Origin of the sequence: Paucibacter sp. KCTC 42545, from assembly GCF_001477625.1 — a bacterium.
GTDB lineage: Bacteria > Pseudomonadota > Gammaproteobacteria > Burkholderiales > Burkholderiaceae_C > Paucibacter_A.
This window is the reverse complement of record NZ_CP013692.1, coordinates 3,912,037-3,929,241: the sequence shown is the minus strand read 5'-3', so window position 1 is coordinate 3,929,241 and position 17,205 is coordinate 3,912,037. Positions and strand designations below refer to the sequence as shown.

The window sequence follows — 17,205 nt, the reverse complement described above, 5'->3', positions numbered from 1 at the left end:
CGACGTCGTGCGCATCCCTTGGGCGGCCAATTGAGAGGTCGGGACATGCCATTCATCCGAGTCGTTTTTCTGTTGATATGGCTTGCGGCGCTGCAAGCATGCGGGCAGCGAGCTGATGCTGACTTGTTGGCGGACGCCCGCCGGCAAATCGCAGCCAAGGAGTATTCAGTCGCTCAGGTCACGCTCAAGGGCGGCCTACAGGTCAAAGAAAATTGGCCCGAGGCCCGGCACTTGTTAGGGGTGGCCTATCTGGAGGCCGGTAACGGCCAAGATGCTGTTATTGAATTGCGCAAGGCACTGAGTGCCGATCAACCCTTGGAGTCTGTCTTGCCGCAACTGGCGCGAGCCATGGTGCTGGCCGGCCAATCCAAAGATTTGATTGCCGGGTACGCAGGCACTCAGCTGCAATCCCCAGCGGCGGTGGCTGAATTCACGACCGCGCTCTACCAAGCCTACCGGGCTCAAAACGACACGGACAAGGCTGAGCAGGCTTTGCAAGCCGCCTTGCGCGCTAAGCCCGACTACGCGCCCGCGCGCCTGCTGCGAGCGCGTGCAGAGGCTGCACGAGGTCAACCCGATGGTGCGCTGGCCATCGTCGACGCGGTGATTGCCGCGGATAAGCACAATGCGCAGGCCTGGGTGCTCAAGGGCGAGCTGCTGCAGATTGGCAAGCGCGACGACAGCGCGGCCGTGCAGGCCTATGAGAGCGCACTCAAGGAGGATCCCCGGGCCCTCATGGCCCATCAGCAGTTGACGATGATGGCGTTGACGGCCAACCAGGGCGAGCTTGCACAAACACGTCTCACGGCGATGAGCAAGGCCTGGCCGGGCCATCCTCAGACTTTGCTTTTTGAAGCGCAAATGGCCTTGCGAGCCAATGACATCAAGACCGCCAGAGAAAAACTGCAGCTGGCCTTGAAAGCCAGCCCCAATGATGTCTTGGGGCTGGCGCTGGCGGCCGAACTAGAGTCGCGCGCCGGCGCCGTGGCACAGGCCGAGAGTCACCTGGCCAAGGCCTTGGCAATTGCGCCCAACTCCATCGTTCAAACCTTGCAGTTGGCGCAGTTGCAGGTGCTCGCCGGCGACTCAGCAAAGGCCCTTGCCACGGTGACCCCCTTGCTTGGCATGCCGGCGCCACCGCCCTTGGCTTTGGCCATCGGGGCTCGCGCCCATGTGCAGTTGGGTAACTTCAAGCAGGCGGAAAAGCTGTTTGAACAAGCCAGCAAGGCTGCACCTGGCGATGAGCGATTCCGCATTGGGCAGGCCCTGGCCAAATTGTCGCGCGGCGAAGATGCGCAGAGCATGCTTGAGCTGGAGCGCATGTCAGCGCAAGGTGGCAGTAATTTGCCGGACTTGGCGCTCGCCAATCTGAAGCAACACAACAATGACAGTCAGGGCGCTCTGGCAATGTTGGATCGGGCCCAAAGCAAGCAGCCCAAAGATCCGGTACCGCTCTTGCAGCGCGGTCATTTGCTGCTCCAGAAAGGCGATCTGGTGGCGGCGCGTGCAGCCTTTGAGCAGGCCGCCAAGATCGATCCTCAGTCATGGCCGGCCGTGGAGGCTTTGGCGCAGGCCGACGCTGCGAGCGGCAATGTTCAGGCCGCAGTCCAAGGCATTCAGGCTTGGCTGCTCAAGCATCCCAAGGACGCAGGCGCTCATTTGACCTTGGCCGGTTGGCAGGAGCGCGCAGATGCGCCACCGCAAACGGTACAAGCCAGTATTCGCGCAGCCATCAGTGCCGCGCCCGCTTGGAATGCGCCCCAATTGGCACTGATTCGCTGGTTCTTGTCTCAGGGTGATGCCCAGGCTGCATTGACCGCTGCGCAGGTTGCTGTCAATGCCTTGCCGACTGATCGCTCGGTGCTGGCTCAGCTGGGGCATGCGCAATTGGCAGCCGGGCAGACCTCGCAGGCCGTTCGTACTTTCAAGCGGGTGTCGGATGTGCAAGCCAAAGATCCTGCTGCCTGGGTCGACTTGGCCGCGGCACATCAGGCAGCCAAAGAGCCTGCCGAAGCGCGCAAGAAGCTCAAGCAGGCACTGGCTTTGGACGGCAGTTTTTTGGCCGCGCATCGCGGCTTGGTGGCTTTGGCCTTGGAGGCGCAAGACTGGGCTGCCGCGCAGACTCAAAGCCAGCAAGTGCAGGTCCTGTTGCCTAAACAGCCCGAGGGTTGGACTTGGGAGGGCGATACCCTGGCCTTGCAGAAAAAATGGGGTGCAGCCGCTGTGGCCTATCGGAGTGCACAGTCGAAGGCCGCCAGATCAGATACCGCACTCCGGCTGCATGCGGTCCTCTTGTCCGATGGGCGTCGCGCCGATGCTGACCAATACGAACGTGACTGGCTGGCGGCGCATGCCGGCGATCTTGAGTTTCGTGAGGGCCTGGCGCGCGGCGCAATGGCGCGCGGGGATCTGCCCGAGGCAGAGCGGCTGTACCGGGACGAATTGGCGCAAGTACCTGAGCGTGTCAGTGCCCTCAATAACCTCGCCTGGCTGCTGGTGCAGCAGCGCAAGTCCGGCGCTTTGAGCTTGGCTGAACAGGCCAATAAGTTGGCGCCGAATCAGGCCCCGCTGCTGGATACCTGGGCTGCAGCGCTGGTGTATGAGGGGCAATTCGCCAAGGCCTTGGAAATTCAGCAAAAGGCTGTGCAACTGGCCCCAAGCGCCTCGCTGCTGCAGCTGCATCTGGCGCAGATCGCGCTGCAGGCAGGCGATAAGGCGCTGGCCAAAACCGCACTGAATCGGTTGACGGAGATGGCGCCAGGTCAGGCGACGCCTCCCGAGGTCGAACAATTGCGGGCGGCCCTGAGATAGCCATCGCATGATGGCTTGGCTTGGGCTAGTTATCGCGACGGACCACTGATTCGGCGGTTCGTCCGTGCGCCTACTGTGGCTTGGCAGAGCAGATCCTCCAGAGGGCGAGGTAAGCAGGCCCGCGTGCAACAGAATGCCTCCGCGACAAAACTCGAGGGCTAGGCAAGCATGAATTGCTTGATGCCGGTGCCGCCCGCTTGCTGCCTGTTTTTCGCGCTTTTGATGGCGCCGCCATGGGAGGCGAGGCATTGTTCCCTCGCCTCTGTTGATCGACCAAGGGACGCATAGCAATACGCACTCGCGGTTCTAATGCTGCGACTGCGGTGCCCTACGCTCCTTCTGTCTGAATTTGTGGTGTGGGATTGATCTGCAACTGGGCTTGACCTTGGTGACGCCGCTTTGGGGCTTAGACAAAGACATGCAGGGGCAGTCGCAGTTCAACGTCGCTGGCGGGCAGGCGTGCCAAGGCGAGCGTGCACTTGGGCTGTGGCAGCCTTGAGACTGAAAATGCCGACGAAAGGGGGCGAATGCGCGCCACATTGAGAACCAAGATATTGCAGGTCTGTGCCACCAAAATCGCCAAGCGCGGGCCCGATGTTGGCCTGTCCTTCTACGCCTTCTTTGCCAACCGCAACGATGACCCGGCCCTGCTGATGGAGGCGGCGACTTGGTGGATTCAGGACATGCAGCTTGATCATTTCGAGAAGGCCGAGAAGATCCGCACCTTGTTGGCAGCGCAAGCGCCGCCGCAGTCCTAGGGAAGCTCTGCACAAATCAGGCCAGCCCAAGCTAGCGGGGCATCTGGCGGTGTGCAGCGTTGCACTTCTCGCCAATAGCTACGGCTGTTCGCTTCAAACTGCGCCTTGTAACCATCCCGATCCGCACGACAAGGTCTGGCTCCGATTTATGCAGAGCTTCCTTAGCCCACCAGCACCTCGCTGATCTGCAGCACCGGGCTCAGATCGGTGTAGTTGGGGATGTCGGCCATGATGGCTTTGGCGTGGGGGGCGAAGGCGGCTTGAAAGCTCTCTACCGAGGGGCACAGCATGTGGCATAGGGTGATGTAGTTCGGCGGCGAGCCCGGCGCGCCGCCGGCTAGGCCCTTGTCCACCGTGTAGCTCAGGCAGGCCTCGCCCAGCAGGCGCTTGACCATGGGCATGTGGCTGTTGAGGTAGTAGTGGTGATCAAAACGCGCCTCGGCGGCGTAGGGGTACATCACGCTGACCTTGATCATGTCTGAGCTCCTTGGCTTGGGCTTGCCGCCCTGATGCAGGGCGGCGGCGTCATGCTGATGCACAAGGGCTTGTGCTGGCAAGCCCTAGTCTGCAGTCGGAGGGTGTACTGGCTATTTCGGCCTGCCAGGCGTTTGAGCCGGCCCCTGCTGCGCCGCCCACGTCCATTTTGACCAAAGTCAATCGCCCGGCTTGAAACGAGCCGCACACTTGCCTGCTGCCGTTTGGAGGGAAGGAGAGCTAGCGCTCATGGCCGGTGAAGACATCAAGAAATCGGGGGCTGCGTCAACGCGCTTGGCGTGGCTGGCTGCGCATCGCAAATCAGCTTTGCTGGCGGCAGTGCTTCTTGCCCTTTTGGCTTTTTTCCTGCTGCGCCAAGTCCAGGGCCCTCCAGTCAAAACCCTGACGCTGCAGCCGCGGGACTTTGTACAGACTGTGGTGGCCAGTGCTCGGGTGCAAACCCAGCACCGGGTTGACTTGGGCAGCCAGGTCACCGGCACGGTGTTGAGTGTGTTGGTCAACGAGGGCGATCAGGTCAAGGCCGGGCAAGTCCTGGCCGAGCTTGATGCGCGCGAGGCCCGAGCGGTGGCCAAAGCAGCCACCTTGGCGATCTCGCAAGCCGAACTCAAGCTGCGTCAGCTGAAGGAAGTGCAAGCGCCCGTGGCCTTGCAAGCGGACAAGCAGGCCGCGGCCAATCTGGCGCAAGCCAAGGCGCAATTCATGCGCCAGCAAGATTTGTTCAAGCAGGGCTTCATCGGCCAGGCCGCTTTGGACGAAGCGCAACGCGCCCTGGATGTTGCCCGAGCGCAGGCCAGCAGCGCGCGGACTCAGTTGGCGGCCCACGCGCCCGATGGCAGCGAATTACAGCTCGCCCTGACCGCCCTGGCCGAGGCCCACGCCAATGCCGAGGCGGCGCAGGCCCGTTTGAACTACACCCAGATCAAGGCGCCGGTGGCGGGCCAGGTGATTGACCGCAATGTCGAGCCCGGCCAGGTGGTGCAGGCGGGCAAAGCCTTGTTTGTGCTGTCGCCGCAAGGTGTGACCGAGTTGATCGCCCAGATCGACGAAAAGAATATGGGCTTGCTTCGCCAAGGCCAATCGGCACTGGCCTCCGCCGATGCCTACGCCCAGCAGCGCTTCAAGGCGCAGGTGAGTTTGATCAGCCCCGGTGTCGATGCCCAGCGCGGTTCCGTCGAACTGCGCCTGCGGGTCGCCGAGCCGCCGGACTATTTGCGGCAGGACATGACGGTCTCGGTCGAAATCGAGGTGGCGCGGCGGCCAAAGGTGTTGATCCTGCCTTTGGATGCTTTGCATGAAAGCCCCGGTGCAGCGCCCTGGGTTTGGGTGCTCGACGAGGAGGGCGCGCAACTGCGCCGCGCGGAGCTCCAACTGGGCCTGCGCGCGAGCGGCTGGGTGGAGGTCTTGCACGGCTTGCAGGCCGGTCAGCAGGTCTTGAGTGAAGCCTCGCCCGGGCTGCATGCCGGCCAGCGCGTGCGCGCTGTGGCGGCGGGTGCCTCCGCTCCCGGGGGCTGAGACGTGGCATTGGCGCGCTGGCAGCCTTTTGAGTGGATCGTCGCTTCGCGCTTCCTGCGCGAGGGGCGGCTGCAGACCTTGTTCATCATTGCAGGTGTGGCCATTGGTGTGGCGGTGATCGTCTTCATGTCCGCCTTGCTGGAAGGCCTGCAGGGCAATTTTGTGCGGCGGGTGCTGACGGCGTCGCCCCATATCCAGCTGTTGCCACCCAAGGAGACGGTGCGGGCTTTGCATGCCACTGACACGGCGCCTGATTCAGCCCAGCATGCCGCGCAATTGCAAGCGCCCTTGCAGCGGCTCAAGTCCATCGACCAGTGGCAGTCGGTGCTGGCTCAGCTGCGCGCCATGCCCGATGTGCGCGATGCCTCGCCCGTCGTCAGCGGCTCCACCTTGATTCTGCGTGGCAGCACCAGCCGGTCGCTGAGCGTGCAAGGCGTGGAAAGTGAGAGTTATGAGCGCATCGTCAATCTCTCCGAAAAAATCGTGCTGGGCCATTCGCGCCTGGGTGCCACCGATGTGTTGATCGGCACGGAGCTGGCTGCCGACCTGGGCGTGAGCGTGGGCGACAAGCTCAATATCACCGCCGCCACCGGGGCCAGCAATACCTTTCAAATCGCCGGCATCCTGGACCTGGGCAATAAGGGCGCCAATCAACGCGCCGGCTATCTGGCCCTGCACAGCGCGCAAAGCCTGCTGGGCTATCCGGGGGGCGTGACCAGCATCGAGGTGACGGTGCGCGACGTCTATGCCGCCGAGCGCATTGCCCAGCGCATCACCGCGCGCACCGGCGTGCAGGCCGATAGCTGGATCAAGACCAATGCGCAGTTCTTCAGCGCCGTGCAGTCGCAGCAGACGGCCAATACGGCCATCCGCTTTTTTGTCGGCCTGTCAGTGGCTTTTGGCATTGCCAGTGTCTTGGTGGTGTCGGTGGTGCAACGCTCTAAAGAGATAGGCATCCTGCGCGCCATGGGCATTTCGCGGGGCCAGATCATGCGGGTGTTTTTGATTCAAGGTGGCGTGCTGGGCCTGGGCGGCGCGGCCCTGGGCTCCTTGATTGGCGCCGTCGCTTTGCAGCTGTGGCTGCATTACGTCCGCAATGCGGATGGCACGCCCATGTTCATCGTGAGCCTGACGCCGAGCTTGATTCTCAGCGCCTTGGGCCTGGCAAGCCTGACCGGCTTGCTGGCCGCGCTTGCGCCTGCTTTGCGGGCAGCAAGACTTGACCCCGTGGTGGCCATCCGTGGATAAATTTTCGCCCCTGCCTCCAGTGAGCGCACCGGCTGAGCACGAGCCGGTGCTGCAACTGCGCCAAGTGCGCAAGTCCTTCAATGTGGGCGAACCCACCGAGGTGGAGATCCTGCACGGTATCGACTTGAGCTTGTCGGCCGGCGAGTTCTGCGCCGTCATGGGCCCCTCGGGCTCTGGCAAAAGTACGCTGCTCAATATCGTGGGTTTGCTAGACCGGCCGACCCAAGGTCTGCTGAGCATTGCCGGCGAAGAAACCACCCGCCTGGATGATCAAGCCCTGACGCGCTTGCGCGGCCGCAGCATCGGCTTTGTGTTCCAGTACCACCACCTGATCGGCGCCTTCACCGCGCTGGAGAACGTCATGCTGCCCATGCTGGGCCTGGCCGGTTTTCCGAACGCGGCCATGCAGGCACGTGCCGAGGCCTTGATCGAGAGCGTGGGCCTGAGCCGCTGGAAGGACAGCCCGGCAGCGCGCCTCTCGGGTGGCCAGCAACAGCGTGTGGCCGTGGCCCGCGCCCTGGCGATGCAGCCGGCCCTGCTGCTGGCGGATGAGCCCACTGGCAATCTCGACACCAAGAGCGCCGACGCGGTGTTCGAACTGCTCCGCGAGGTCAATCGCGTGCGCGGTACGGCGGTGCTCTTCGTGACCCACAACCCCGCCTTGGCCCTGCGTTGCGACAAGACGATTCAGGTGGTGGACGGGCAGGTGGTTTAGCAGGCGGCTGCGATCGCAGCGCGCCATCCGCAGCTCAGTTGCTCAGGTGGCTTTAGCGCTTCGCGCGCGCCGCCAGCCATTCCTCCCGCAGCAGGCCAAACATCTCGCCGTCGGCATGGCGGCCGCGCAGAAACAGCACACCGCGCAGCCGGCCTTCGTAGCTGAAGCCGACTTTCTCGGCAATCCGGCGCGAGGCCAGATTGGCAGGATCCATGCCGCAGCTCAGGCGGTTGATGTCAAAGTTCTCGAACACATAGTCCACCAAGGCGCGAGCGGCGGCCGTGCCCCAGCCTTGGCCGCGCAGTGCGGGGTCGTCAATCTTCCAGCCGATCTCGCGCGCGCTGGAATAGCGATGCGCCAGGAAATGCGAGACGCTGCCGATGACGGCACCGCTGCTCGCATCGCACACCATCAGGCGCTCGGCCGCTTCGCTGGAAAAGCCGTCCTCGGCGAAGCGCTTGCGCATGAATTGCGGGCTGCGCATCAAGGTGGACTCGAACTCACCGCGCCAGTTCAGGTCGCTGGCCATGCGGCACAGCAGTGGCAGGTCTTCTTCTCTCACATGGCGCAGGCTGACTTGCTTGGGCTGATTACTGGTTTTGTCGGCGGCTTGCATGGGTTTGATCGCTCCTCGATGGCCCAGCTTATCAAAGCAGGGCGGTGCTCAGCTGGCGCTGAGGTGGCCGTAACGGATGCTTCAGCTGGTAATTTCCACTGCGCGGCGCGCATTCGTCTGCCCTACAACGCCCGCTTTGTATAGCCCAATCTGCAACAGTCGCGTGGCTAGAATGCGCCCAATTGGGATGACGCGTCAGCAGCGCAATATATGAAGTTAATCGGATCACTCGCCAGCCCTTACGTGCGCAAAGTACGCGTCGTCATGGCCGAGAAAAAGCTCGACTACCAGTTTGTGCTGGAAGATGTCTGGGCCAGTGATGCCATCTTGAAGATGAATCCGCTGGGCAAAGTGCCTTGCCTGGTGATGGAGGGGCAAGACTCGATTACCGGGGCGGTGTTCGACTCACGAGTGATCGTGGAGTATGTGGACACGCTGTCGCCCGTGGGCAAGCTGATCCCCGAGCGCGGCCGTGAACGCACCGAGGTGCGCACCTGGGAGGCCCTGGCCGATGGCGTCATGGACGCCGGTGTCTCACTGCGATTGGAGCAAACCTGGTCTGGCCGCGAAGAAGCGCAGCGCAGCCAGGCCTGGATGGATCGCCAGATGAGCAAGGTGCAGGCCGGGCTGACGGCGATGAACCAAGGCCTGGGCGAGAAAGCCTGGTGCTCGGGCAGCCATTTCTCACTGGCCGATATCGCCGTGGGTTGCGCGCTGGGTTGGCTGGACTTCCGCTTCCCGGGCATCGACTGGCGCAGCGATTGCCCCAATCTGGCGCGTCATTTCGAAAAGCTTAGCGCTCGCCAAAGTTTTATTGACACTGCACCGCGCTTGGCCTGAGGCCAGGCGCCTGAAGTCTCGCGCCTCAAGCCGAGGCAAGCGCCAGCCGCTGTGTGCCATGCAGGCGGCGGTAAATGGCGTAGAGCTGTTGCTCGATGGCTTCTACCCCGCATTGCCACAGCCGCGCGATCTCATCGCTGAGCAGGCCGAAGCACACCAGACTCAATAGCTGACCCTCACGGCCGCCTGTCGCGTGAGCAGACCCGCTGGCCTCGGCCACCGCGGCCGGCTGGCTGGCGCTGGCCCAGGAGCTGCGGCTCAGGCCCAGGGCCTGCAGGCATTCACGTGCGATGCGCGGCGACATGCTGGCCCGGCCGGCCCACAAGGCGTGCAGGCCTTGGGTCAGCGGTGGGGCTTGGGGGCTGTGGATCTGCTGAACTTCACCCACTTCGGGCAGCGTTGGGCTGGCCGGGTTGACGTCCAGGCAGTAGGCGCTGGCGCCGTCCCGCAGGGTCTGGAACAGCAGCAAATCGTCGGCCGTGGGGGTCAGTAGCAGCAGCCGTGGGCGCTGCGGCCAACTTTGCATCTGGCGGGCCAGGCGGCTGGCGTGGCCGTCCAGCAGGCGCAGATCGCAAGCCACCACATCGGGCGCCAGGGCTTGAATTTCCTGCTCCGCGCTGCGCATCTGCTCACTCATGCCGCACAAACGCCAAGCCGGCAGCTGGGTCAGCTGAGCTTGGGCCTTGCGCAAAGAGGGTTGGCAGCGGCGAAGCAGGAAAAGAGATGGCATTCGGCAAGGGGAGAAAGACAATGGCAGTTTTGCGGCTTTGAGGGCCGGCGCCAACCCCTTGACCCGATGGCGCAGCCCCCTTGAACGTGGGACTTGAAGCCCGCAAGCCGTTCCTTTTTTAACCGTCCGTTCGCCAGGCGCCCGATCCATCCCGATGAGCTTGCCCGTTCTCTACACCTTCCGCCGCTGCCCTTATGCCATGCGTGCCAGGCTAGCTTTGCGTTATGCCGCTGCAGAAGTGGAAATGCGTGAGGTGGCTTTGCGCGCCAAGCCGGCCGAGTTGCTGGCCGCCTCCAGCAAGGGCACGGTGCCGGTGCTGGTCTTGCCCAGCGGCGCGGTGCTGGCGCAAAGCCTGGACATCATGTTGTGGGCCTTGGCCCAGGCCGACCCGGATGGCTGGCTGCAGGCCGCGCCCTGGGCCGCGCAAGCCGAGTGGGTTCAGCGCAATGACATTGAATTCAAGCCCTTGCTGGACCGCTACAAATACCCGCAACGCTTTCCCGAGGCCAGTGTCGAGCAGCATCGCGAGGCCGCGATTGATTTGATGCTGCGGCCGCTGGAGCAAGCCCTGGCCGGCCAAGTCTGGCTGTTTGGGGCTCAGCCCAGCGTGGCCGATATGGCCTTGCTGCCCTTCATCCGCCAGTTCGCGGCCGTGGATGCGGCCTGGTTTGAGGCCGCGCCACTGCCCGCGCTGCAAGCCTGGTTGCGCGCTTTTGTGGCGAGCGAGTTGTTTCAGGCCATGATGCGTGATCGGCCTGCGCCTTGGGTGGCGCCCTCAGTCTGCGACGCCTAGGTCGCCCTGCGCCGCAAAGCTGTGCGCCGAGGCCATCGGCCAGTAGAGCTTGAACACATTGCCCGGCAGTTCGCTGCCGAGCAGGGCGCCCGGCCGGGTGAAGGGCAGCAAGCTGGAGAGCAGGCGCACCTCATGCTGATTGATGCGATGCACGATGTGGGCCGCGCTGATTTCGCTAGGGTGCTGCAAGCCGGCGGCCTGTACCAGTTCTTGCAGGGCACGCAAGGTGTTGTCGTGGAAATTGAAGACGCGCTCGGCCTTGTCCGGCACCACCAGGGCTTGCTGGCGCAGCGGGTCTTGGGTGGTGACGCCGGTCGGGCAGTGTCCGGTGTGGCAGCCTTGCGCCTGGATGCAGCCCAGCGCGAACATGAAGCCGCGTGCTGAATTGCACCAGTCCGCGCCCAGGGCCATCATGCGGGCGATGTCGAAGGCGCTGGTCACCTTGCCGGCGCAGCCCAGCTTGATCTGATCGCGCAAGTTCAAGCCGACCAGGGTGTTGTGCACCAGCAGCAGGCCTTCTTGCAGCGGCGCGCCCACATGGTCGGCAAATTCAAGCGGCGCCGCGCCGGTGCCGCCCTCGGCGCCGTCGATGACGATGAAATCCGGTGTTATGCCTGTCTCGAGCATGGCTTTGCAGATCGCGAACCATTCCCAGGGGTGGCCGATGCAGAGCTTGAAGCCGGTTGGCTTGTCGCCCGAGAGCTCACGCAGGCGCTGGATGAAGCGCAGCATTTCCACCGGCGTGCTGAAGGCGCTGTGGGCGGCGGGGGAGACGCAGTCCTGGCCGATGGGCACGCCGCGCGCCGCGGCGATTTCGGCCGTCACCTTGGGGCCGGGCAAGACGCCGCCATGGCCGGGCTTGGCGCCCTGGCTGAGCTTGAGCTCGATCAGCTTGACCTGCGGGTCACGTGCATTGGCCTGGAAACGCTCGGGGTTGAAGCTGCCGTTGTCATTGCGGCAGCCGAAGTAGCCCGAGCCGATTTCCCAGATCAGGTCGCCGCCATGTTGGCGGTGGTGGGCGCTGATGGAGCCCTCGCCGGTGTCGTGCGCAAAGCCGCCGCGTTTGGCGCCGGCGTTGAGGGCCAGAATGGCATTGGCACTGAGCGCGCCGAAGCTCATGGCCGAGATATTGAACACGCTGGCCTCGTAGGGCTGGGCGCGCTGCGCGCCGATGGTGATGCGGAAATCGTGCGAGGCGAGCTGGGTCGGTGCCAGCGAGTGATTGATCCACTCATAGCCCTGCGTGCCCACATCCAGCTGGGTGCCGAAGGGGCGCTTGTCGGGGTCGCCCTTGGCGCGCTGGTAGACGAGTGAGCGCTGCTGGCGCGAGAAGGGGGCGGCTTCGTTATCGGCCTCCAGAAAGTACTGGCGGATCTCCGGCCGGATGAATTCGAGCAAAAAGCGGATATGGCCGATGACGGGGTAGTTGCGCAGCACGGCGCGTTTGGTCTGCTGCACATCGCGCCAGCCCTGCAGACTCAGCAGGCCGAACACCAGCATTTGCAGGAACTCGGCGCTGGCGAAACGACGATTCAGCAGCCAGGCGATGGCGTTGATGGCGGTGGCCAGGATGCAGAACAGCCAAGCGCTGTAGCGGATCGGGAATTGCTCGTTCACTCGGTTTAACCAGCTCGGCATGCGCTCACTCCTTGGCGTTTTGGCGCATGGTATGCGCTGCGGCCCTGCGCTCGCCTTGCCGGAACTTGGTGCAAACCCCAGCCATGTCTTCCGGCTGGGCCGCTGTGATCCTGCACAATCAGCCCGCATCAAACTATTCGGACTAGGTAGGGGCGATATGGGCGTCAAAAGCGTGTTTTCGGGTCTGTGGTGGGCCGTCTGTCAGTTCTGGCGGGCGCTGGACGCCACGCGGCGGGCCATCCTTAACCTCTTGCTCTTGCTGATCTTGGTGGCGCTGGTGGTGGGGCTGTTCAACCGTGGCCCCAAGCCTTTGCAAGACAAGACGGCCCTGGTGCTGAATCTGCAAGGCCCGCTGGTGGAGCAGTACTCCGGCTCGCCGCGTGACACGGCGATGGCGCAGCTGCGCGGATCCAAGCAAAAGCAGACGCGCTTGCGCGATGTGCTGGCCACGCTGGAGGCGGGCGCCAAAGATCCCAAGATCAGCCATGTGCTGCTGGACCTGGATGAGTTCGGTGGCGCCGGCATGGCCGGGCTGAACGAAGTGGCGGCCGCGCTGGACCGCTTCAAAGCCAGCGGCAAGCCGGTGCTGGCTTATGGCGACAACTTCGATCAGCGCAGCTACTTCCTGGCCGCGCGCGCCAACGAGGTTTATGTGAACCCCATGGGCATGGTGATGATTGAGGGCTTTGGCCGTTATCGCACCTATTACAAGGATGCGCTGGACCGCCTGGGCGTCAGCGCCAATGTCTTGCGTGTGGGGGCCTTCAAGAACGCCGCCGAACCCTATTTCGCCAACGCGCCGTCCAAGGCCGCGCTGGAGGCGGAAGCCTATCTGTATGGCGACCTGTGGGCGCGCTACACCGGCGCGGTGGAAACCGCCCGCAAGCTGCCCAAGGGTGCCATCGTCGCTGGCATCGAGGCCTTGCCGGAAACGCTGGCGCAGCTCAAGGGCGATAGCGCCAAGCTGGCTCTGCAAGCCAAGCTGGTGGACGGCATCAAGACCCGCGACGAGATGCGTGAACTCTTGATTGCGCGCGGTGCCAAGGACGAGAAGGGCAAGAGCTTCCGCCGCATCTCGCTGGACGAATACCAGGCCTATCTGAAGCCGGCCGCGCAACACGGCCCGGCCGTGGGCGTGGTGGTGGCCGAAGGCGAAATCGTCGACGGTGACGCCGCTGCCGGCCGCATCGGTGGTGACAGCACAGCCCGCCAAATCCGCCAAGCGCGTGAGGACGATCAAATCAAGGCCGTGGTGCTGCGCGTCAATTCGCCCGGCGGCAGCGCTTTTGCGTCCGAGATCATCCGCCGTGAGCTGGAGTTGACGCAAAAAGCCGGCAAGCCGGTGGTGATTTCCATGGGCGATGTAGCGGCCTCGGGCGGCTACTGGATCTCGATGTCGTCCAAAGAGGTGATTGCCGACCCGGCCACCGTGACCGGCTCAATCGGCGTCTTCGGCATGCTGCCCACCGCCGACAAGCTGCTGGAAAAACTCAGCATCCACACCGGTGGCTACACCAGCACCTGGCTGACCGGCGGCTTTGACCCGCGCCGCCCGCTGGACCCGCGTATGCAGGCCAGCGTGCAGCAAGGCATCAACCACATCTACGACGAGTTCACTTCCAAGGCCGCGGCCGCCCGCAACAAGCCGGTGGCTGACATTGACGCCGTGGCCCAAGGGCGCGTCTGGACCGGCGCGCAAGCCAAGGAGCGCGGCCTGATCGACCGCCTGGGCAGCTTTGACGATGCCATCAAGTCAGCCGCCAAGTTGGCCAAGCTGGAAGGCACGCCGCGCATCAGCTATGTGGAGCGCGAGATGGGCCGCCTGGAGCGTCTGCTGAGCAGCCTGGATGAAGTGGTGGCGCCGGCCATTGCGGCCAGCGTGCGGGCCGAACTGGGCCTGCCTGTGCCGCCCAAGGCCTTGCTGCAAGCGCAAGGCGAGTTGGCCTTTTTGGCCGAACTGAGCGAGGGCAAGAAGCCATTCACGGCGGTGGTGCACTGCCTGTGCTTGGCGCCGTGATGCCTTGAAGCCTGCCGCATAATCGTGGCGCGGTGTCGCCCTGTCGGCGCTGTCGGAGGCGCAGATGTGGCGGCGGTTCGCAAGCACGGGTTTCCAAGTTGGCCAGTGGCGTAGCAGCCTCGCTGGGCTGCTCGCCGCTCTGGCGCTGGCCAGCGGCCTGAGCCAAGCGGCCGAACCGGAGCCTGATCGCGCCACGCCGAAAGCCGAGCGGCCGGCCTCAGCATCAGCCGCTGTGGCGGAACCTGCGCCAGCCGCCTTGACGCCAGCCCCGCCCAGCGAAGCGGCCGCTTTGCCAGCGAGTTTTCAGTTTGTCAGCACCGAGTTCCCGCCCCTGATTTACGCCAAGGGCGCGGGTGCGCCGGGTGCGCTGGGCGAATTGCTGGCCGAACTGGGCCATGAACTCAGGCACGATCTGAGACCCAGCTTCTACCCCTTTGCCCGCGCCGCCGCCCTGGTGCAGCGCGGCCCCGCGGTGCTGATGGCGCCCCTGGTGCGTTCACCGGCGCGAGAGTCCTCGGTGAAGTGGCTGGCCGTGCTGTACCGGCAGCGCTACTGCCTCTACGGCAAGAAAGATGCCGAGTCTCGCTTGCGACTCGATAACCAGGCTTTGCGCCAATCGCGGGTGGCGGTCTTGCGCGGCGCGCTCAGCCGTGAACGCCTGCGTAGCCTGGGCTTCCGAAACATCATCGAAGAGGCCGATTACCCGCGCATCCTGCGCCGCCTGGATGAGGGCACGGTCGATCTTGTTTACGCCGCCGAGCCGGTGTTCATGGGGGCTTTGCAAGCGGGCGGGCGCGATGTGCGGGCCTATGCGGAAGGGCCGTCGTTTGACACGGCGGATGTATGGCTGGCCGGCTCTCCCGACTTCAGCGAGCTGCAGGCCGAGCATGTGCGCGCGGCTTTGGATCGGCTCAAGGCCGATGGCCGCTATGCCAAGTTTTTGCAAAAGGCGCGCCTCAAGTCTTGAGGTGCGGCGGCATTCCTGCGACCTGGCTGCGCTGAGATTCAAGCGCCCTGGCTCGGGCATGCTGGGTGCTTTCTCAAACACGGAGTCGGCGCCGGGCCGCGCCACGTATCGCAATCCGGGTGCTCGTTATAATTGCCCTCACAGCGCTGATTTGTTCCGAATTGCGGGCGCTTAACAAATGCAGCTAAAGAGGGACTCCGATCAACCGGCGTCCGCTTTTGCGGAGCCGGTTTTTTGCTTTTTGGAGGATTCTTCCTGTGACCTACGGACACATCGGGCATGTCAGCCCGCAGCGCATGCGCTTCGCCAAGCCGCTGCCCCTGCGCAGCGGCGCCAGCCTCAGCGACTACGAACTCGTTTATGAGACCTATGGCCAGCTGAACGAGCAGCGCGACAACGCGGTGCTGGTCTGCCATGCCCTCAACGCCAGCCATCACGTCGCCGGCAGCTACGCGGGCGAGGAAAAAAGCGAAGGCTGGTGGGACAACCTGATCGGCCCCGGCAAACCGCTGGACACCGACAAGTTCTTCGTCATCGGCATCAACAATCTGGGCTCGTGTTTTGGCTCCACCGGGCCCATGCACATCAACCCCGCAAGCGGGAAAATCTACGGCGCAGACTTCCCCGTCGTCACGGTGCAAGACTGGGTCGACGCCCAGGCTTTGCTGCTGGACCAACTGGGCATCACCCAATTGGCGGCGGTGCTGGGCGGCTCGCTCGGCGGCATGCAGGCGCTGGACTGGTCGCTGCGCTATCCGGAGCGCATGCGCCATTGCATCGCCATCGCCACGGCGCCGGCCTTGTCGGCCCAGAACATTGCCTTCAACGAGGTGGCGCGGCGCGCCATCATCACCGACCCTGATTTCCACGGCGGCCATTTCTACGCCCACGGCGTGGTCCCCAAGCGCGGCCTGCGGGTGGCGCGCATGATCGGCCACATCACCTATCTCTCGGACGATGTGATGGAGCAGAAGTTCGGTCGCCAGATGCGCGCGGCTGACCTGGGCTACAGCACGCAAGACATCGAGTTCGAAATCGAGAGCTATCTGCGCTACCAAGGCGACAAATTCAGCGATTACTTCGACGCCAATACCTATTTGCTGATCACCCGCGCGCTGGACTATTTCGACCCCGCACGTGAGCATGGTGGCGACCTCAGCCGCACCTTTGCCAGCGCACGCTGCAAGTTCTTGCTGGCCAGCTTCACCACCGACTGGCGCTTCTCGCCCGCACGCTCACGCGAGGTGGTCAAGGCCTTGCTGGACAACAAGCTGGATGTCTCCTACGCGGAAATCGACGCCCCCCACGGCCATGACGCCTTCTTGCTGGAGGACCCGCGCTATCACGGCCTGCTGCGCGCTTACTTTCAACGCATTGCCAAAGAACAGTCGCAAGGAGCCGCAGCATGAGCAGCAGTGAGAGCGTTTTGAAGCAGATCGCTGCGCTGGTTCCTGCCGGATCGCGGGTCTTGGACCTGGGCTGCGGCACCGGCGCTTTGCTGGACATGCTGCAAAAAGAAAAGGGCTGCACTGGCTACGGGGTGGAGCTGGATGACGCCAATCTGCTCGCCTGCGCGCAGCGCGGCGTCAATGTGATTCAGCTCAATCTGGAAGACGGCCTGTCCATCTTCGAGGACCAAAGCTTTGATGTGGTCTTGCAGCTGGAGACGCTGCAGCATCTGCGCAATACCGAGTTGATGCTGCGCGAGACCGCGCGCGTCGGCCGCATCGGCATCGTCAGCTTCCCCAATTTTGCGCATTGGCCCAACCGCTTGCAGGTGATGCTTGGCCGCATGCCGGTGACGCGCGTGCTGCCTTACGAGTGGTACGACACGCCCAATATTCGCGTCGGCACCTATGCCGATTTCGAGGTGCTGGCGCGCAAGAATCGCCTGCGCGTGTTGGACAGCTTTGGCATTCAGGACGGCCAGTCGGTGCGTACCTTCCCGAACCTGCTTTCCAGCATGGCCGTCTTCAAGTTTGACCGGGGCTAAGAGCGCGGGTGCTTGAGTCGTGAGGCTTGAGTAAGACACGGAAGGGGAGCCATTCGACTGTGCCCGCCCCCG

At 63.8% G+C, this 17,205-nt stretch carries 15 protein-coding genes; 11 read left to right on the top strand and 4 right to left on the bottom strand.

Going from position 1 to position 17,205, the window contains the following annotated elements; all coding sequences use genetic code 11:
* Window positions 1–45 precede the first annotated feature (45 nt).
* Window positions 46–2,811, top strand: a complete 2,766-nt coding sequence (gene prsT / locus AT984_RS16870; RefSeq protein WP_058721098.1) for an XrtA/PEP-CTERM system TPR-repeat protein PrsT — start codon at window positions 46–48, stop codon at window positions 2,809–2,811.
* A gap of 527 nt (window positions 2,812–3,338) precedes the next feature.
* The gene (locus tag AT984_RS16865) at window positions 3,339–3,569 is read left to right on the top strand and encodes a DUF6500 family protein (RefSeq protein WP_058721097.1); all 231 of its coding nucleotides are present in this window, start codon (window positions 3,339–3,341) and stop codon (window positions 3,567–3,569) included.
* Between the two features lie 161 nt (window positions 3,570–3,730).
* Here AT984_RS16865 and AT984_RS16860 read toward each other — a convergent pair whose 3' ends face one another.
* Window positions 3,731–4,045: an EthD family reductase gene (locus AT984_RS16860; protein ID WP_058722404.1), complete on the bottom strand. Its 315-nt coding sequence runs from the start codon at window positions 4,043–4,045 to the stop codon at window positions 3,731–3,733.
* Between the two features lie 247 nt (window positions 4,046–4,292).
* Here AT984_RS16860 and AT984_RS16855 point away from each other — a divergent pair, with 247 nt between their 5' ends.
* From AT984_RS16855 to AT984_RS16845, 3 genes are read left to right on the top strand one after another with little or no spacing between them, the layout of a single operon-like run.
* On the top strand, window positions 4,293–5,576 hold the full coding sequence (locus tag AT984_RS16855) for an efflux RND transporter periplasmic adaptor subunit (RefSeq protein WP_058721096.1): 1,284 nt from the start codon (window positions 4,293–4,295) through the stop codon (window positions 5,574–5,576).
* A 3-nt stretch (window positions 5,577–5,579) separates the two neighbouring features.
* On the top strand, window positions 5,580–6,824 hold the full coding sequence (locus AT984_RS16850) for an FtsX-like permease family protein (RefSeq protein WP_231741446.1): 1,245 nt from the start codon (window positions 5,580–5,582) through the stop codon (window positions 6,822–6,824).
* Window positions 6,817–7,539 carry an ABC transporter ATP-binding protein gene (locus AT984_RS16845; RefSeq protein ID WP_231741445.1) on the top strand — a complete coding sequence of 241 codons (723 nt, stop codon included), beginning with the start codon at window positions 6,817–6,819 and terminating at the stop codon, window positions 7,537–7,539. The genes AT984_RS16850 and AT984_RS16845 overlap by 8 nt, the downstream gene beginning before the upstream one ends.
* 52 nt (window positions 7,540–7,591) lie before the next feature.
* Here AT984_RS16845 and AT984_RS16840 read toward each other — a convergent pair whose 3' ends face one another.
* Window positions 7,592–8,155 carry a GNAT family N-acetyltransferase gene (locus AT984_RS16840; RefSeq protein WP_058721094.1) on the bottom strand — a complete coding sequence of 188 codons (564 nt, stop codon included), beginning with the start codon at window positions 8,153–8,155 and terminating at the stop codon, window positions 7,592–7,594.
* 210 nt (window positions 8,156–8,365) lie between these two features.
* On the opposite strand from AT984_RS16840, the gene AT984_RS16835 reads away from it, so the two are divergent.
* On the top strand, window positions 8,366–8,995 hold the full coding sequence (locus AT984_RS16835; protein WP_058721093.1) for a glutathione S-transferase family protein: 630 nt from the start codon (window positions 8,366–8,368) through the stop codon (window positions 8,993–8,995).
* Window positions 8,996–9,020: 25 nt separating this feature from the next.
* On the opposite strand, the gene AT984_RS16830 is transcribed toward AT984_RS16835, so the two are convergent.
* Window positions 9,021–9,725, bottom strand: a complete 705-nt coding sequence (locus tag AT984_RS16830) for a response regulator transcription factor (protein WP_156422071.1) — start codon at window positions 9,723–9,725, stop codon at window positions 9,021–9,023.
* A 154-nt stretch (window positions 9,726–9,879) separates the two neighbouring features.
* On the opposite strand from AT984_RS16830, the gene AT984_RS16825 reads away from it, so the two are divergent.
* On the top strand, window positions 9,880–10,518 hold the full coding sequence (locus AT984_RS16825; protein ID WP_058721091.1) for a glutathione S-transferase: 639 nt from the start codon (window positions 9,880–9,882) through the stop codon (window positions 10,516–10,518).
* On the opposite strand, the gene AT984_RS16820 is transcribed toward AT984_RS16825, so the two are convergent.
* Window positions 10,501–12,156, bottom strand: a complete 1,656-nt coding sequence (locus tag AT984_RS16820) for an FMN-binding glutamate synthase family protein (protein WP_058721090.1) — start codon at window positions 12,154–12,156, stop codon at window positions 10,501–10,503. The two genes, AT984_RS16825 and AT984_RS16820, sit on opposite strands and share 18 nt — an antisense overlap.
* 157 nt (window positions 12,157–12,313) lie before the next feature.
* On the opposite strand from AT984_RS16820, the gene sppA reads away from it, so the two are divergent.
* From sppA to metW, 4 genes are all read left to right on the top strand, one after another.
* Complete coding sequence (gene sppA / locus AT984_RS16815) at window positions 12,314–14,173, top strand: signal peptide peptidase SppA (RefSeq protein WP_058721089.1); 1,860 nt, start codon at window positions 12,314–12,316, stop codon at window positions 14,171–14,173.
* 64 nt (window positions 14,174–14,237) lie between these two features.
* Window positions 14,238–15,140, top strand: coding sequence for a substrate-binding periplasmic protein (locus AT984_RS16810; protein ID WP_058721088.1), 903 nt, complete (start codon window positions 14,238–14,240; stop codon window positions 15,138–15,140).
* 296 nt (window positions 15,141–15,436) lie between these two features.
* Window positions 15,437–16,549, top strand: a complete 1,113-nt coding sequence (gene metX / locus AT984_RS16805; protein WP_058722402.1) for a homoserine O-succinyltransferase MetX — start codon at window positions 15,437–15,439, stop codon at window positions 16,547–16,549.
* Window positions 16,546–17,133, top strand: a complete 588-nt coding sequence (gene metW, locus AT984_RS16800; protein WP_058721087.1) for a methionine biosynthesis protein MetW — start codon at window positions 16,546–16,548, stop codon at window positions 17,131–17,133. The genes metX and metW overlap by 4 nt, the downstream gene beginning before the upstream one ends.
* The last annotated feature ends 72 nt before the right edge of the window (window positions 17,134–17,205 follow it).

Coding starts and splice junctions, on each gene's coding strand:
- prsT (WP_058721098.1), top strand. CDS start 46: ATGCCATTCATCCGAGTCGTTTTTCTGTTGATATGGCTTGCGGCGCTG.
- AT984_RS16865 (WP_058721097.1), top strand. CDS start 3,339: ATGCGCGCCACATTGAGAACCAAGATATTGCAGGTCTGTGCCACCAAA.
- AT984_RS16860 (WP_058722404.1), bottom strand. CDS start 4,045: ATGATCAAGGTCAGCGTGATGTACCCCTACGCCGCCGAGGCGCGTTTT.
- AT984_RS16855 (WP_058721096.1), top strand. CDS start 4,293: ATGGCCGGTGAAGACATCAAGAAATCGGGGGCTGCGTCAACGCGCTTG.
- AT984_RS16840 (WP_058721094.1), bottom strand. CDS start 8,155: ATGCAAGCCGCCGACAAAACCAGTAATCAGCCCAAGCAAGTCAGCCTG.
- AT984_RS16835 (WP_058721093.1), top strand. CDS start 8,366: ATGAAGTTAATCGGATCACTCGCCAGCCCTTACGTGCGCAAAGTACGC.
- AT984_RS16830 (WP_156422071.1), bottom strand. CDS start 9,725: ATGCCATCTCTTTTCCTGCTTCGCCGCTGCCAACCCTCTTTGCGCAAG.
- AT984_RS16825 (WP_058721091.1), top strand. CDS start 9,880: ATGAGCTTGCCCGTTCTCTACACCTTCCGCCGCTGCCCTTATGCCATG.
- AT984_RS16820 (WP_058721090.1), bottom strand. CDS start 12,156: ATGCCGAGCTGGTTAAACCGAGTGAACGAGCAATTCCCGATCCGCTAC.
- sppA (WP_058721089.1), top strand. CDS start 12,314: ATGGGCGTCAAAAGCGTGTTTTCGGGTCTGTGGTGGGCCGTCTGTCAG.
- AT984_RS16810 (WP_058721088.1), top strand. CDS start 14,238: ATGTGGCGGCGGTTCGCAAGCACGGGTTTCCAAGTTGGCCAGTGGCGT.
- metX (WP_058722402.1), top strand. CDS start 15,437: ATGCGCTTCGCCAAGCCGCTGCCCCTGCGCAGCGGCGCCAGCCTCAGC.
- metW (WP_058721087.1), top strand. CDS start 16,546: ATGAGCAGCAGTGAGAGCGTTTTGAAGCAGATCGCTGCGCTGGTTCCT.